Source organism: Paenibacillus sp. JJ1683, assembly GCF_053006485.1.
This window is the reverse complement of the sequence record NZ_CM129820.1, coordinates 250,086-265,255: the sequence shown is the minus strand read 5'-3', so window position 1 is coordinate 265,255 and position 15,170 is coordinate 250,086. Positions and strand designations below refer to the sequence as shown.

The following is a 15,170-nucleotide window of genomic DNA, read 5'->3' as shown; positions in this document are numbered from 1 at the left end:
TTTAATTGTAGAAATCCTTATTTTTATCATTGGTAATTTTTAATGACTTAGTTCATGTATTAATGAAGTATTGCATCAATGGAATATGGACCTGCGCCTATCAACGCAATACCGACTACGACAGCAATAAGAACCAGCGGATATTCATAGCCATTAGCGGTGGCCCAGATCCCGTTTTGACCATGTACTTTGACAATCGCTCCAAGCATCGTCATCGTAATCAACAGTGCAGCCAGTGGAGTAAGCAGTCCTACAGCAAATAGAGCTCCTCCCAGCAATTCCATCAATCCAGCGGCCACGGCCATCAATACTCCGGGCTTGATCCCGATTGATTCCATCCAACCACCGGTACCTTTTGGACCATAACCGCCAAACCAGCCAAAAAGCTTCTGAGCCCCGTGCCCCACAAATAGCAATCCTACTACCAAACGTATCAACAACAATCCACTCGCCAACATAAAATCACGCTCCATATTATACTTATTATTTAAAGATTTTTAAATTAGAGATATTTAGCAAAGCTAAATTCATGGTTTAACGATTTTAGCCTGCTCTCTTCTAAGTTTTTCAGGGGTAACATCATCTCCATTTGGATCATAAATCGTAGCGTTCAAGAGAATGCTTTGTACAGAGCCCCGGAAGATTTGAAGGTATTCCTTGCGAAGATCCATTTGCTCCGTTTTTTCAATTTCAGTTAACCCAACTTCTTTTGCTTTGTTTGCCAACTGATTAATTCTTTCTAAAATCGCAATCATGTGTATACCTCCCTATGCAAAATTTTCTGTTTGTTTTTATCTTTAATTTATTTATCTTGATATAAAGATATAATATTTTTTTATTCTTGTCAACACTTTATTAAAAAGGGAAGAAGATAGACCCTTGAGTTGCTTTTCACCCCCATAATATCAAGGCCATCTCCATACTGATATTACTTGTACTTTAAACGTACTATTGCAGTGACCAGACCATCGTAGGTACGATGGATATCCTGATAAGATCGCTTCTTTATCTGGATATCCATCGGATACGAATGCGAAGCAGCCTTCAGTTCAACTGTATACACGTCCCGAATACAATTCGAAACCTAACAGCTTTGAAACAGACCCTTAGTCCAGCTCCTGTCCATCATTTTCAATTTGAATATGACCACAATACAGACATTGATGGGTACAGTTTTGTGTCAAAGCCGGCTGTCCTTCGATCTTCACATCACTTTTCCCATTCAGCCACGGCATGGTCAGGACTGGAACACACGGAGCCTTCTTCACGCCATAGATGTCTACCATCTCACTAGCCTGCACAGCCGGATTTAAGGGACTGGAGCAATTTCCAAAAGACTGAATGTTCACTCCTGGAACGTAATCTCCAATGTTCATTTGTGCTTTGTTTTTTACGTAGACTCCATGGCTAAAAGGTCTCTTCAAACGGGTAGGTTGTGTGCCATAACTACAACTTAAGATCGCTCCTGCCACGACATAGCTTTTTTTTGCACCCGTTCCCGGTCTCACCTGGGCTTCTCCCACTTACCCCATCCTCCTTAGTGCTTCTATCTCAACTCTTAGCACTCGAATACCTGTAAAAGATCGGCGCAGCAGGCTTTCTGCCACGCCCAAATGGATATAGATATAAGGTTCGATCAGTCCCTCAATCCGAAAAACAGGAGGCTCTATCTCCCCCTGTCTCAGTAGCAAACGCTTCAACGTACCATTGAGGTACCATTCCGTTTGTGCGGACAAACAGTCCACCATCGGCGGACGAAGCACCCAGTATACCTCCTGTCTGGCCTGCTGGAAATCGGTAAGGATGGCTGCTTTCCACTTCAGTTCCGGCATATATTTCTCCAATAATACTTTCATCCGATCGGACACCAGTGGTAGGGGAAATTCCAAAAAATCCGGGTACACTGTTCGTGGATCGGTATGTACAGCCAAAAAAAGAGGTTCATCCTGCTGTTGCTGTCCCTCGGCCTCCGTCAGGATATCTTCTACTTGCAAAGGAGACAGCGCAGCAGGCTCCACCCGATGCTTTACCCGCTCGTCTACCATCAGTCGAAAATATCTCAGTGCAGCCACCCCCTTTTGCTAGCAGCATCCCTGACCTGTGTAGACCACTCCAAACCAATGGCTCCTCTACGCTGTTCATCGGTAAAAATGACTCCTTGTACGTTTGCACCCGTAAAATCAGTCCCGATCAGGCAAGCCCCTTTAAAGGATGCACCTGTCACATCTGCTCCAACAAAGCAGGCATCCGTGAGGTCTGCCCCGTCCAAGGACGCTTTTTGTAGTAACGCTTCTTGAAATATGGCTCCCCGCAACTGTGCATCTTGAAAACGGGCCCCCTGCAAGCTCGCCCCTGCGAAATCTACGCCAGCAAAACCCAATGGCTCCCAATCTAGTGAAGCATCTGATCCATATCCGGCGTTACCTATAACGACATCCAATATGGCCCCTTTCAACGAGCATCCGCTAAAATTGGCTCCATGAAGTACGCTGTATGTCAAATCGATTCCATTTAGCTGACTTTCCTGCCACACCGTTCCTACCAGGATACAACCATGCAGACGGCTGTGTTCCATTCTGATTTGGCGAAAGGCTGTATAACGGAAATCCAACAGGCTGTAATCCCCATCCGATAGTTCAACTTGGGTCAACGCCTGATAGCTGTACGCATGTTCTTCTCTTTCCTCCAACCACGACCGAATCTCATTGGCCTCCATGGCTCTGCGATCTTCTCGATATACCGACACACTATGATCCATATATTCCCCCACACGAATCTCGAACGTCTCATCTCGCTCCAGCTCTTGAAACTCCGGCAAGCACACAGCCTGTTTCATCGCCAAACGCAACACGTTCACAACGAGCGTATGAATGTGTACTACTGCCTCCAACATTATCTGCTCCCATTCAAGCTCCGATAGAGAAACATGCTGCTTCTCTACCTCCCCTCGCAATTGTCGCTGCAAATCGGTCCAGTAGGAATATATCCAGCTTGTATCCCATTCAAAACGGATCGGCTGCGGATCAAGCATCCATAAAGCATCGGAAATCTCTACGAGATAACCAGGCCGTTCTTCCAGCCACATGGTACGTAGCATAGAGTACGTGATATAACCGATCCTTCCTTTTCTTCCTTGAAGCTGCTCTTGCCGAATGTGCTGGCAATATCCCCGAAACTCTTCGACACAGGCCTGAATCCGTTGCTCCTGCGTCACCTTGAACTTCAGTGCCCAGTCTCTGCGGATGAGAAACCATGCCTGATTCAAAATGTCCTGCCATTGCGATTTGAACTCATCCATAGGCTTCTCCATTTGTACTCAACCACCACCTAAAGCTCTCATAAATTCATATCTTCAGGCTGATGCCATTCATCCGCTGCCCTACAGCCTAATTCGACTTCACTTCACTGCCCTTCATATCCGCTGATCCACTCAATTGAATATGACTGCCATTGCAATCCATACGCAGCTCGCTGCCTGCCGACAAATTCATCGTTTTCCCAGCCGACAAGCTCAGGTTACCACCCGCCGAGATACTTACCTGTTTATTGCTCATAATATGAATGCCTTCCTTATCGTCCAGCTTGATAAAAATAGCACCATCTTTACCCGTCACGACCAGTTCATCCGGTCCCAAACGAATTTCTTTTCCATGAGGTGTTCGCCATATTTTCATCTGCGGATTGGAAAGCTTGTTATGCCCGCTTCCTCTGTCTGCACGTCGGACTGCACTGCCTGCTACCCCATCCTCTTCACGGCTGCCCGGAAAATAGAGTGAAACCGGGTCCCCTTTCTCCGGCATTACGTACCAGCCTGTATGTCCCCCGCCGCTATACACCGTCGAATAATTGAACCAATGCGCTTGATCGACCGCCTGCTTCTTGTCGCAATCTAGATGGATACGTACCTGATCCTGACGTACGTCTACGACCACCCCGCCTAATGAAGCACCCGCCAGCTTTTCCTGATAATAGCCTTTCTGCCGTAAGCCTTTGTACGAGGCAAGCACATATTGATGCCGCAACAGCCCTTGCCTCATCTCCGTATAAGCCTCAATGACATACAAACTGTGTCCCTGAAAGGTCAACTGAGCGCCCAGATCCAGCACCTCGTCTGTCTCCACCTCATAAAAAATAAAATCATTTTCGTTCACCTTCGCCTGCTCATTTTCCTGAAAGTAGCGAAAAGGCAGCATCTGCTTGCGTACCGTATAACGGGTATGATCTAGCACGGTCTGTGCAGGGCTGTCTTCAATGCCAAAATAAAATTTAGGACTGTCAAAACGCGCCACAGGCATCAGACTCGTATGATAGCGGGAAGCCATGCGTCTTAAAAAAGCCCAATCCGTTTCCTGATACTGAATGGCAATCCGTCCGATAGGCTCTCCACCTGTCGCTCCATCAATCACATCCAACCCTTCATAATCCTTACCAATCTGCTCCAGCATCTGAGGAATCGTCATTTTGGTATATTGAAAAGAACGGGTGTGTTGCTGAATATCCATCCGATAAGTATGGGATATCGCCTCTACCTCCAGATAGTACACATCCCGCACAACCTTCACTTCGACCGATAGCGCAATCCCGCTGAATAGCGGCTTACTTTCACCCAATTCATTCTGCTGGCTTACCTCAATCACCGTGTTCTTTTCCGTCGTTTCCACATAGCTGTCTTGCATCTCTTCCGGGATGATCCCTGTAAAATAGAGCCGAGTATGCTCGTTGATTTTCTTCGTGAGGGTAAGCTGCTCCAGCTCAACCAGCTCGTAAGGCTGGATTTGGATATTATCGTAGCCCAGACTCATAGCGAATCCGCTCCTTTCTCAAGCGTAGTTTGTAAGGGCAATGAAACTGCATGAAGCGACTGCACTGTGTTTTCCGCTACAGGTATCCATACCTCCATGTCCGATTCCGTACAGTTAAACGTCCCCATCATCACCTGTCCTGCATGGGTGAACAGTAGAATTTCGTTGTACAAATTCGTATCCACGCCTGCAGCTATAAAACGGATCATGCCAATGGACAGACCGCAATGATTCACGATCAATTGAGTGCCCAGCCAGTTACGGATTGGTTGTACAGCTCGCAAAGTGTCCGCCATTTGCTCCACAAACTCAGAAAGTTCCTCGTCTGCCAAAGTGGACTCTGTCCGATTAAAGGTGATATTCACCGTTCCATCCTCCGAGGTATAAATGACCTCTGGACGATATTCCGAAGGATACTTAAATTGGGCCTGCTCCAGTGGCATCAAGCTAAAAGATTTTGGGACGCTAACCTCCATTTGTCCGTCCAAAATCATCCTCCATTCCAACGTAATGAACTCATCACCTAACCGCAACGCCTGATTTTTCCCGAAAACGGATTGATCCCGTTCGGATATAGCAGTTTGAGAAAGACTCGTATTTACGTTATTAGATGCAACATCATAATTAAGCCTATTTTTGAGACTTAAAATATGCTCGTCCATATAGCTCATAGGGTTAGTCCCTTCTTCGTAAAAAAGATAAGTATTTAATTCAAAATATAAAAGCAAAAGGGCATATTTAACAATAACCCATCTTATGTATGTATCGGCCAGAATAGAGAGTTTGTTTACAGAAAGAACCATCCCATGTGTTATTTTCAATGTATATTTCTGAAATTAATATGGAGAAGGGGATTGATATCGGAACGGACAATGGATCGAATTGAATCCTTCCTTGCTCAGAATAAAAGCAGTTATTATGACTTGGAAAGGCCGCTCCCATAATAAAAATGATTTGGATAATCGGAGTTTGTAGAGTTGGAATATACTTAGTCCGCAATCGATCCTACTAAAAAGCAAAAACCCGCTCTATGAGCGGGTTTTTCAAATGGAGGCGAATCATGGCATGGCAAATCCACAATTTGGTGTATTGTGATGCTCAGAACTACTGGGGGAGGTTACTTAGAATAAATTCATTTTTTTAGATTACTAGGATTATGTTCAGAAAGCTCTGATTTGAATTTAATAAAATCTTCGCCTTGTAAAAATTTACCAATATCTTCAAACCTTAATTCTGTTCTCTAATAAATGAAGATATCATACTCTCTATCAAGCATATATAAACCAAGTTTTAAATCAACAAACTTGCTTGTTCCCTCTGAAATAATCAATGCTTTATAATCTATACCTTTTAATGGCACACAAAATACATTTTCACTCGGATACTTTTGTTTAGCTATATACTTTTCAAACTCTTCGTGAGAATGAAGTCCATAATTAGCTATACCTTCATCAGACTCATTGATAATTTCCTGAACTGACATTGTAAATTTATTTTAGTTAGATAAATCTTTTTCAATATATGGATATTTTAGCGAATCAATTATTCTATTAGATAGATAGTTCTTTTGATACTGGTCTAAATTTGTGTTTACAATTACAGTATCATTTTCTTTTCTAAATAGTTGATCTGTACCATTTTCCAAAAACACCATATCAGGATTAAAGCTCTTTAAAATCTTCCCAATAGTTTGAAATAAGACCTCCAGTCCTTCATAAAATGTTTTCCCAAACAATTGAACACTAATTTCTGTATTTATTTTCATGCCGTATTCTTCTCTTAAAAAATCAATGCTAGTAATATCTTCTGTTTCAATATCAATTGTGAAATATCTGCAGCTAAGACGAGAAAAGTTTTCGTAATTAGTTACTTTATCTTTAACTGTCTCGCTTACTATGTTATAAATTGTTCTCTTTAATGTTTCAGGTCCTAAATTTGAAACTAAAAGTAATTCACAGTCCATCTCACTTTTCTCCTCCAAATACTTTTGTAATTGTGCCATCTTTAACACTAATTAATTCTTCAAGTCTTTTTAAATCACCATTCGGATTTGCTTTTCTTAAAATTGTTCCAGTAATTTCTGCAATTTTTTCATCTGGAAAGTTGTCTAAGTTGAGAACAATTCTTCCAGATTGGTTCTTTGTCTTTCCTGCTATTTCTTTTATTATACTTTGTACCTTACCATCTGGCTTAGGCGCATAACAATCGAATACTTTCCCTTCGATTAAAAAATCTGGATTCGATCCTTCTTTAATCCCATAACCATTTCCACCATCAATTTCATCCAACATCTTAATGTCATAACCTTTGTCAGCCAAGAAATCGGCTGTTTCATTTTGTTTCTTTATTCCATGTGAATCTCCTGCTCCATAATTACCTTTAGGTTTACTACCCTTTGGTAAAGAAGGTTCTGTAAGTTTAATATTACTAACAACGTCACCTGTCCCCTTAGTCCCGGACGGATTCTCGTTGGGTTTGCTCGGTTTCTGTGAAGCAGGTGTTCCTTCGCTCTTACCTGACTTTCCGCCAGAAGGTTTAGACGGCGTTGAACTATTTGGACCCTCGCTTTTAGACATTCGATAAAGATCCTTAGCACTTTCCACACTATTGGATGCTCCGGTATACGTTACCGCTGTCCCATGTGCTCCCAAAAGGGCAGATTGTGCCATAGCCAGGACGCCTACAGGTGCCCCTACTCCTGAAGCTGTTACCAAACCACCTAAGAATCCTTCCGTCACAGCACCAACCGTTTCTACAGCTCCGGCTACAGTCGTCAAAGAATGTCCGATCACTTCACCTGTTTTACGCGCCATCGGATGCTCTGAGGTATATTCCTTATTCATTAATCCGAACGAATAATCTTCTACAACCGCTGCTGCTGCTCCTAGTACAACTTCTCCACCCACATCTGCGGCATACTCCAACTCGTTCGCCATCTGCTTCGCCATAATGGCTTCATTTTCCGCATTCTGGAGCTGGACTGCCGCCATAAGATCCCACCAGGACTGAGATTCTTCCTCTTGCTTCGGCTGCGGCTGTTGAGCCATGTAACTGTCGTAGTTCGCCCTCCAGCGTTGTCTCAACTCGGTGGGAATTTGCTGATAAGCATGAACTATAGTGTTCGATTCTCTCAGCAAGTTTTGAACGAGCTCTAGGGGACCACCGGAATGCGCTACATGACGTGCACTCGTATATACTTTGCCTAAAATCCACTTGCTATAATAGGCTTGTTTTGCTTGCTCATGCTCATACTGACTAATCAATCCTTGAAGCGCCAGACCTGCCCAATGTTTTAACGGATGTATGCCTGCTTCTTTAGACGCCCCCAAGGTAGGCGTTCCTTTGCTCCGAACAGGGATTGCTGCGGATACTTGTAAAACCGTTGCCGCCACTTTACCTGCTAGTCCACCCGATATATTCAACATCACATTGGCTACTTTCCCGACTGCTGGAATGGAGCCTAATAGCTTGGATACTGTACCCAGCAAAGCATTGGCCTGTTGAAGTGCCGTTGGACTTGTAACCTTTGCTGTAGGAGCAGGAGCCGTACTACTGGAAGAAGCATTGGCTGCTTTAGATTGTGCGGCCTCATACGCCTTAATATTCATCAACGGCGGCTCAGGTACAGGAGGAAGGTCAGCTACGAAAACTGGAGCTTTTACCGTACCTTCCTGATAAATCACTGGGGCTTTGGTGTCCGTCTCACCATCTAGCACTATACTGCTGGCTCCACCTTTTAAATATAGTGCGGTTCCAGCTTCCAGTGATAGTTCCTGGCCTGCATCCAGCTTTACATGACCGCCCTGAATCTGTACATTCCCCGGACTGTTGACGGTGATGCCTGTATCATCATGCAGTGTAATCGAAAACCCATCGGAAGTGGACAGGATCAGCTCCTGCTCAGACATTTCTATGCCGCTACCTTGTACGTGTTTCCATGCCTTCACATCTGGCTGTCCATTGACGTGGCGATGTTGTCGCAAGGAATCTGCCACATAGGCTTCCTGTTCACAGTGTGTAGGTAAATACAGCTCCACTTGTTCCCCAGCTTCAGGCATGTCATACCAGCCACTATGTTCTTCCGCGACATAACGGGTAGCTACGGGAAACCAGCAAGCTTTAGCTAGGTCTTTCTTCGGATCAATTTCCAGTTGAAGTTGTACGAAATCTTGTTGTACCTTCAGCACCGTTCCCGTGAGTGAAATCCCGATAGCTTGATCGTTTTCATACCGATCATACTGAATATCCTGTTCAGCTTGGAGATCATAACGAGTTTGGAGTAAACCGTCCTTTAACTCTGTCATTGCCCGAACAACAACCAGTTCTTTGCCTTGTCCGATGGGTAACGTGATCAAGTCACCCAGTGCATAGTATTGCAGATTATCAATCGTATAGGTGACATACACACCAGCACGTTCCCCCAGGTTCCCTCTATCTAAATCATGAAATGTTTTCCGTACCCTATAAAATACATCTCGCTCCACCTTATACTGCTTGCCTTCTGGCATCCCAAAGAAAATCTTAGGTGATGCAGCCGTAATCTCCGGTACAAGTACCGAACCAAAGCGAGAGACAAGACGCTTTAAAAAGGCCCAGTCGGTTTCTTCATATTGTAAAACAAAAGTACCTAATTTAGCATAATTGGTCACCGTATCAATGGCATCTCCATACATGTACTTCCGAACCATTGTAGTGACCAGATCATCATAAGTACGGTGAATATCTTGATAGGAGCGCCTTTTCTTCTTGATATCCATTTGATAGGAATGCGAGGCCGCCTCCAGTTCAAAAGTGTATACTCCCCGTATGCAGTGCACAGACATGCGTGTAATTAACCCATGAAACAAACGTCTAAGCGACTGTCCTTGCCCATTCAACTGACGTATGACAATCGGTTCCTGCTCCATGCTCTGTCCAACACACGCGGCTCCCTGTTCTTCCGACAGCATTCCGCTCACGTACAGGTATGCATGATCGTTAACGGCCCTGATAATTCGCAGTTGTTCCATATGCTGAGGTTGAAAAGGACCGTATAAGCGTAGACTTTCATACCCTATTCCGTTTTGCAGTACGTCCAAATGCTTTCATATCTCCTTTCCAGCGGCACAAGGCACGTTCGCCAGCTATCTTGTGTTTACATGTGTTCGTAGCTATCACACCATTCAAACATGAGTTTAAGAGGCTATTTTTAACAGTAAACCATTCTTATGTATGTATCGGATAGAATAAAGATTTTGTTTACAGAAAGCCCCATCCGTTCTGTTATTTTGAATTAACATGGCTAACAAATGAATGCATGAAGCTCCCCAAAACCGTCTTGCCCCTAAAAGAAAAGAGATATTAAAATAGCGAATCACATTCACATTGGCTCTACCTAATCCCAAAAGAGTGAACTTATTGAAGCCAACTATTATTTCCTTTGCTTCAAAGCATATCGCTAAAGAGGACGTTGGTACTATCGAGAAGTACCTTGTGCATGGGAAATATTACATAAGATTTCTTAGAAAATATGAGGCGTATCCGCATGTAAAAAAGTGGATATTGTAGCGTGGAATCGCTTGATATAAACAATAGATGAAAGGCAAATCGTCGTGACTTAACTATAATTAGTACCAAAATCAGTTGTAAGGCCTCTTTATCTCAATTATTAAAACCATAATAAAAAGCCATCAACCAGAAACACTGGCTGATGGCTTTCTTGTCTTACTCAAATGGAGGCGAACCGTGGCACGGCAAATCCACAATTCGACGTCTAATTATGCACAGGTTGTATTGGGAGGTAGCGTAAGCCACCAGTTCTTTTGCTTAAAAGATGTTTTGTTGGTTCACATTTCCCCTAAAAAAGTTGAGTAATAATTAAAAATATGATTAGCTAACCAGGAATCATCGAACAGAAGTGATTCATCCATATCTTTTTCGAATTCTTCCTCCTTGTCCGGATTCAACTCAATGTACACATCCCTACAATCTATATATCTCTCACCAATTGGAGAAGGGAAATCCCGGTGGGAAATAATCGGAGCAGACCCCTTTTGGATTTTCCTTCTTCCTGGCACTTCAATAAATTCAATTTTCTTTACACTACGATATACATTATACATTTCATCTTCTTTATAATATGTAACCCATTGATGAAAGAGAAATACATGATCCTTTTCCGAAAGGGTCTCTGTTATATCGAAAGACGGTAGTGTTTTCCTTTCGGGGTCAAACACTTCATAGTTGTCAACATCATCGGAAGTATTAAAGTTATAAACCTTGTGCTCCACCCCTTCAATAAGATCTCGAAGGACAAGGGTATGATCTGTTTTTCGTATAAATTGATAGGAAAATGGGCGCGAAGGTCCATCTGTATCATATTGAGTCCCCTCGACCTCTTCTCCGCGAATCATAAAATGCCCACCAACAAGACTAGATAAACACATATAGGGAGAAACTCCAAGTTTCATATAAGAACCAGCACCAGCATCTCGCATGCAATCTCCAATTTCCCTTCTTACACTGTCAGCAATACGATAGTAATCCATACCAAAGTTCATGACAGTGTGGCGAGCTGCATTTTCGATTCGAGCTTGAATTCGATACAGATGTCCTCCTGAGCCAATAACAACTCCACTGTATTGAGGAATCTCTTCCCAAATAGCCGCACCACCTGGAGTCAAATCCACTTGAAATATACGATTATTTTTACCCTCGATAATGAATCCTAAAGCACGAGCTCTACTTCTCTCTAGACCAGTATATGCACCAAACCTTAATTCCTCCCTAAACGGACCATCAGGATCGTCTATATTACCTAAAGTAATCTCACTTAATCTATTTTCGACCTTTGGAAGGACAGACTTCCAGAATCCTACATCACCCGAAAGGAAAAGGCCTAACCTTTTATCGTAGTCTATAAACTTCAACATAACATCATATTGCGTCCCATCACCAAGAGTCGTCCTAAAATCTGATACGAAAATAGCAGAGTCGTCAAAACGATACATTGCTATAACTGTCATAAACAATCTCCCTTTTTATCATTTCACTTTTAAACAAGAATAAGATAAGGAGTGAAAATTTGAAATATAGATATATTATCAGCTCACCAGTCCACAATTCGACGTGGTGTGATACTTAGATTGCTTGAGGAAGCGTCCTGACGAGAGCTTTACAAATAAAGTCCATCCCCTTTTTAATCTTACTTTGAATCAAGCTCGTAGCAGGATTTATCTTGGACCCCACAGAAATACAATTGATATAATTAAAATCGAAATGGGGGGACTTCACTTGAATGTTCAAGAGTTAGGGAGAATTCTAAGTGACATGTATAATAAGGCACCTCACGGAAAACAAGTTGCTAAAATACATTTATTCGGTGTTAAGTATGCGGATGTCATACAAAGAAACAATTATAGTGTAAAGGAAATTGTAGCAACTTCTGGTATAAACAATTCATATGCGACCGAAGTTAGTAAAGGAATAAAATTGTCAGAATATGTGGTTCCAAAGGATTAATCATTGGTATGAAAAGCCCCTGTCCAACATTAACCATTGTGGTTTTGATTGGACAAGGGTTCTAACATCTGAACCATGGCACGATAAATCCACAATTCGACGTGTTGTATTATTGAGAATATTTGGGGAAGTAGCTTAACTTCATTGCCTATTACGCTACATTATTATTATTATTATGCATTCGGGATATATACCTTTTTTAAGGGTAATAAAGACTGCCTCTCTGATGACATTTTTTCATACCACTCCCCGACCAATTCAACTAATTCAGATAGGTCTACAAGTTTTACACCATGCTGTTTGGCAACATTCTTGGCTTGCGAGGTAAAGCCACCAGTAGATACAAACAAACTGCTTGCCCCCATAGGGTTAGAACCTAGTAGTTGTTGGATTTCCGGACTACCAGCAGATGCCTTACGGTGCTTCACTTGAACTTTTATTATCGGTTTTTCAAATCCAAATGCATCCCGGTGCGCAATAATATCAACACCACCGTCGGGGCCCTTGGGGCTAACTCGGACTTGATAACCCATACCTTCAAGTAAACCTCCAAACAAATCCTGCATTTGCCATTCACCAAGTCCATCTATTGCATCTTCTAACAATGTTATTGCTTGCTGGATAAAATCCGAATTATCAATGTATACATTATTCACTGCATTAGATAACACCGTTGGAAAGGTTGAGACTACTGAATCTTCCGACAGTAAGCGCTCAAATTCATCACCCCAGGTATCAACACGAAACACAGTGGATATTCCCCCAAGGGAGTTTTTAGCTCCTTGAGATAATTGATCACGCGGGATATGTTTGGATTCCCACTTAACTCCAATCACATTTGGATAGTAATCATTGACCATCGTTGGGTCATATAAGTAAGGCTTGTTTACTTTTCCTATTATGTATTCTCGTTTTTCTTTTGAATAGGTAATTATGTTGTCGTTAACGGATATTTCTCTGCTGAACTTCCATACTTGGTGTCCCCACCCAATACGTGCTTTAGGCTTTTCCTTAGAATATACAACATGCGTCTTCTCAATCAGCTTATCTCTACTCAGGAATTGCATTGGATCCCCAAGAGAACTCCAGCCAATTGTTGCAACCTGTTTTTCTAGCCACTCAGGTACCAACTCATTGTTGTCTCCTGCCCTTACCATCCACCATTTCTCCATTAAGTCCCCTCCTAAAGTATTTACAATTTGATTGGTTTCCACGATAATCAAAATTTAATTCTGCCAGGATTATTGGTTTAGTGATCTTATTAACTCTTGTGCTCTATTTTTTATTTCTTCTGTAATTTCTGAATGGTTAGATTCAATTACGGCTTGTAACATGCCCTTTTCCCACTTGTTCTTAAAAATTTCGACCGCATAACCAACCCTAGTCTTCTGGGCACCCAAAGATCTAGCTCTTGGATTATTGTCTAATAACTTCTGGGCAAGTTTTCTTGTATCTATATGAATAGACGATATGTGCTGCCTATAAAAGTCTTGATAGTCGTCAAAAAATAATACAAAATTAGATAGACCAACAGAAGTCTTAGCACGGTCAAATTGTATTGAAGACACAAACTAACCCCCTCATCGATCAGATATTTTTATTGATTGTGAGTCATCTATATGAAAAACAAAGACCGTATCATTGCCAAGTTATCAATGTAGAGTTATGTGATGATTGTCTCTCGATCGATTCGGGAGTTACCCTAAAGCAAACTGTACATTCCATATGCAGAGTTTTATTTGAGACCTAAGGAACACCCTGAAAAAGTAAATTTAATAAGAACCATCGAAAAAACGAGCCTGCTTTGTTCAACGTGAATGGCCACATTGCAAACCATTTTTAGTTCTTAATACAGCTTTTTCATATCTTTTCTTGTTATAATAAAATTAAAAATGAAGGCAGTGTTGATTCTTATGTATAACCCTGACTTAAAAGCAATACCTTCTTATAGCTACAATGGACTTCGTGAAGTTGAGATGCTAAAGCAAATTATTACAATGAGTCGAGATATCCTATTCGGACAAATTGATCATTACAAGGTAGAGATTAACAATGAGGCAGACCTACAGCTTCATTTTTCTTATATCTTGAAAAGAGTTGGAGAGTTATTCGAGTTTGGCATTGGCCACCATCTAAAAATCAACCTCGAGACTCCTTTCAAGACTAAATCCATTCTTTCAAAGAGTGATTCAAGCAGATCAAAGATTGATATTACTTTAGAGTGGTATGGTAGTACATCTAAGGTGACTACATGTGCTATTGAATTAAAATACTTCCTTAAAGAGGGACTTAGAGAACCTAAAAATCGATATGCAGTTTTTTGTGACCTTAAGAACTTAGAGGAATATGTACAGAACTCAAGGCAATATCGAATGGGATACTTCTTAATGGGTACCGACAATCCTCACTATGTGAATCAAAAAACATACTCGCAAGGAACAAAGGATTTTGACTTCCGTCATAATACAATATATAAATCTGGAACAGAACTAACATACTTTTCAAGAAATAATACATTTAAAGCATTGAGTTTGATAAAAGATTACCACTTTTTATGGAAAAAGGTGAGTAACTACTTTTTTCTAGATCATTTCCTCTATAGAACATATGACAAGCCATAAAAAGCAAATATTCTGAGGTTAAACAGATCACTTTGTTTAACCTCAGAATATTACTGATTAGCTATACCCTCATCATGCCTAAAAAAATGAAAGAGCATCGTTTTAGTCCGATGAAGATATAGAATCAGTTATCCTCTGCAACAGCAATAGACCGTATACGTTTTAAAGGTAACTCTCCCCTTATTTCCTCATCTAGTTTGTCATAGTGCTTAAACAAGGCCTCCTTTGTGTCCATAACCTGACACGA

General features: G+C 41.8%; 15 protein-coding genes. 2 read left to right on the top strand and 13 right to left on the bottom strand.

Going from position 1 to position 15,170, the window contains the following annotated elements; genetic code table 11:
• Nucleotides 1-59 precede the first annotated feature (59 nt).
• From ACUC6J_RS01150 to ACUC6J_RS01100, 11 genes are all read right to left on the bottom strand, one after another.
• Nucleotides 60-458 carry a DoxX family protein gene (locus ACUC6J_RS01150; protein ID WP_016820138.1) on the bottom strand — a complete coding sequence of 133 codons (399 nt, stop codon included), beginning with the start codon at nt 456-458 and terminating at the stop codon, nt 60-62.
• 69 nt (nt 459-527) lie between these two features.
• Complete coding sequence (locus tag ACUC6J_RS01145) at nt 528-755, bottom strand: DUF896 domain-containing protein (RefSeq protein WP_016820137.1); 228 nt, start codon at nt 753-755, stop codon at nt 528-530.
• A 351-nt stretch (nt 756-1,106) separates the two neighbouring features.
• Nucleotides 1,107-1,523, bottom strand: a complete 417-nt coding sequence (locus ACUC6J_RS01140) for a DUF4280 domain-containing protein (protein WP_016820136.1) — start codon at nt 1,521-1,523, stop codon at nt 1,107-1,109.
• Nucleotides 1,524-2,045: a hypothetical protein gene (locus ACUC6J_RS01135; RefSeq protein ID WP_447250277.1), complete on the bottom strand. Its 522-nt coding sequence runs from the start codon at nt 2,043-2,045 to the stop codon at nt 1,524-1,526. It abuts the gene before it with no gap.
• Between the two features lie 14 nt (nt 2,046-2,059).
• Nucleotides 2,060-3,310, bottom strand: coding sequence for a pentapeptide repeat-containing protein (locus ACUC6J_RS01130; protein ID WP_447249614.1), 1,251 nt, complete (start codon nt 3,308-3,310; stop codon nt 2,060-2,062).
• 76 nt (nt 3,311-3,386) lie between these two features.
• Nucleotides 3,387-4,802, bottom strand: a complete 1,416-nt coding sequence (locus tag ACUC6J_RS01125; protein WP_447249613.1) for a hypothetical protein — start codon at nt 4,800-4,802, stop codon at nt 3,387-3,389.
• Nucleotides 4,799-5,473 carry a hypothetical protein gene (locus ACUC6J_RS01120; RefSeq protein ID WP_447249612.1) on the bottom strand — a complete coding sequence of 225 codons (675 nt, stop codon included), beginning with the start codon at nt 5,471-5,473 and terminating at the stop codon, nt 4,799-4,801. Before ACUC6J_RS01120 ends, ACUC6J_RS01125 begins: the two co-directional genes overlap by 4 nt.
• A 569-nt stretch (nt 5,474-6,042) precedes the next feature.
• Entirely contained in the window at nt 6,043-6,285 is a 243-nt protein-coding gene (locus ACUC6J_RS01115; protein WP_153795464.1) for a hypothetical protein, read from the bottom strand.
• 12 nt (nt 6,286-6,297) lie between these two features.
• Nucleotides 6,298-6,765: a hypothetical protein gene (locus ACUC6J_RS01110; RefSeq protein ID WP_039276509.1), complete on the bottom strand. Its 468-nt coding sequence runs from the start codon at nt 6,763-6,765 to the stop codon at nt 6,298-6,300.
• Between the two features lies 1 nt (nt 6,766).
• The gene (locus ACUC6J_RS01105; protein WP_447249611.1) at nt 6,767-9,880 is read right to left on the bottom strand and encodes a CdiA C-terminal domain-containing protein; all 3,114 of its coding nucleotides are present in this window, start codon (nt 9,878-9,880) and stop codon (nt 6,767-6,769) included.
• 747 nt (nt 9,881-10,627) lie between these two features.
• Nucleotides 10,628-11,806 carry a hypothetical protein gene (locus ACUC6J_RS01100; RefSeq protein ID WP_165084449.1) on the bottom strand — a complete coding sequence of 393 codons (1,179 nt, stop codon included), beginning with the start codon at nt 11,804-11,806 and terminating at the stop codon, nt 10,628-10,630.
• A 268-nt stretch (nt 11,807-12,074) separates the two neighbouring features.
• Between ACUC6J_RS01100 and ACUC6J_RS01095 the strand changes: the two genes are divergently transcribed.
• Nucleotides 12,075-12,302 carry an HTH-like domain-containing protein gene (locus ACUC6J_RS01095; RefSeq protein WP_165084451.1) on the top strand — a complete coding sequence of 76 codons (228 nt, stop codon included), beginning with the start codon at nt 12,075-12,077 and terminating at the stop codon, nt 12,300-12,302.
• A gap of 173 nt (nt 12,303-12,475) precedes the next feature.
• On the opposite strand, the gene ACUC6J_RS01090 is transcribed toward ACUC6J_RS01095, so the two are convergent.
• Together ACUC6J_RS01090 and ACUC6J_RS01085 are read right to left on the bottom strand one after the other, a co-directional pair.
• A complete protein-coding gene (locus ACUC6J_RS01090; protein ID WP_165084453.1) occupies nt 12,476-13,474 on the bottom strand; it encodes a restriction endonuclease in 999 nt (332 codons plus the stop codon).
• Nucleotides 13,475-13,543: 69 nt separating this feature from the next.
• The gene (locus ACUC6J_RS01085; protein ID WP_447249610.1) at nt 13,544-13,870 is read right to left on the bottom strand and encodes a hypothetical protein; all 327 of its coding nucleotides are present in this window, start codon (nt 13,868-13,870) and stop codon (nt 13,544-13,546) included.
• 345 nt (nt 13,871-14,215) lie between these two features.
• Here ACUC6J_RS01085 and ACUC6J_RS01080 point away from each other — a divergent pair, with 345 nt between their 5' ends.
• A complete protein-coding gene (locus ACUC6J_RS01080) occupies nt 14,216-14,923 on the top strand; it encodes a hypothetical protein (RefSeq protein ID WP_447249609.1) in 708 nt (235 codons plus the stop codon).
• The last annotated feature ends 247 nt before the right edge of the window (nt 14,924-15,170 follow it).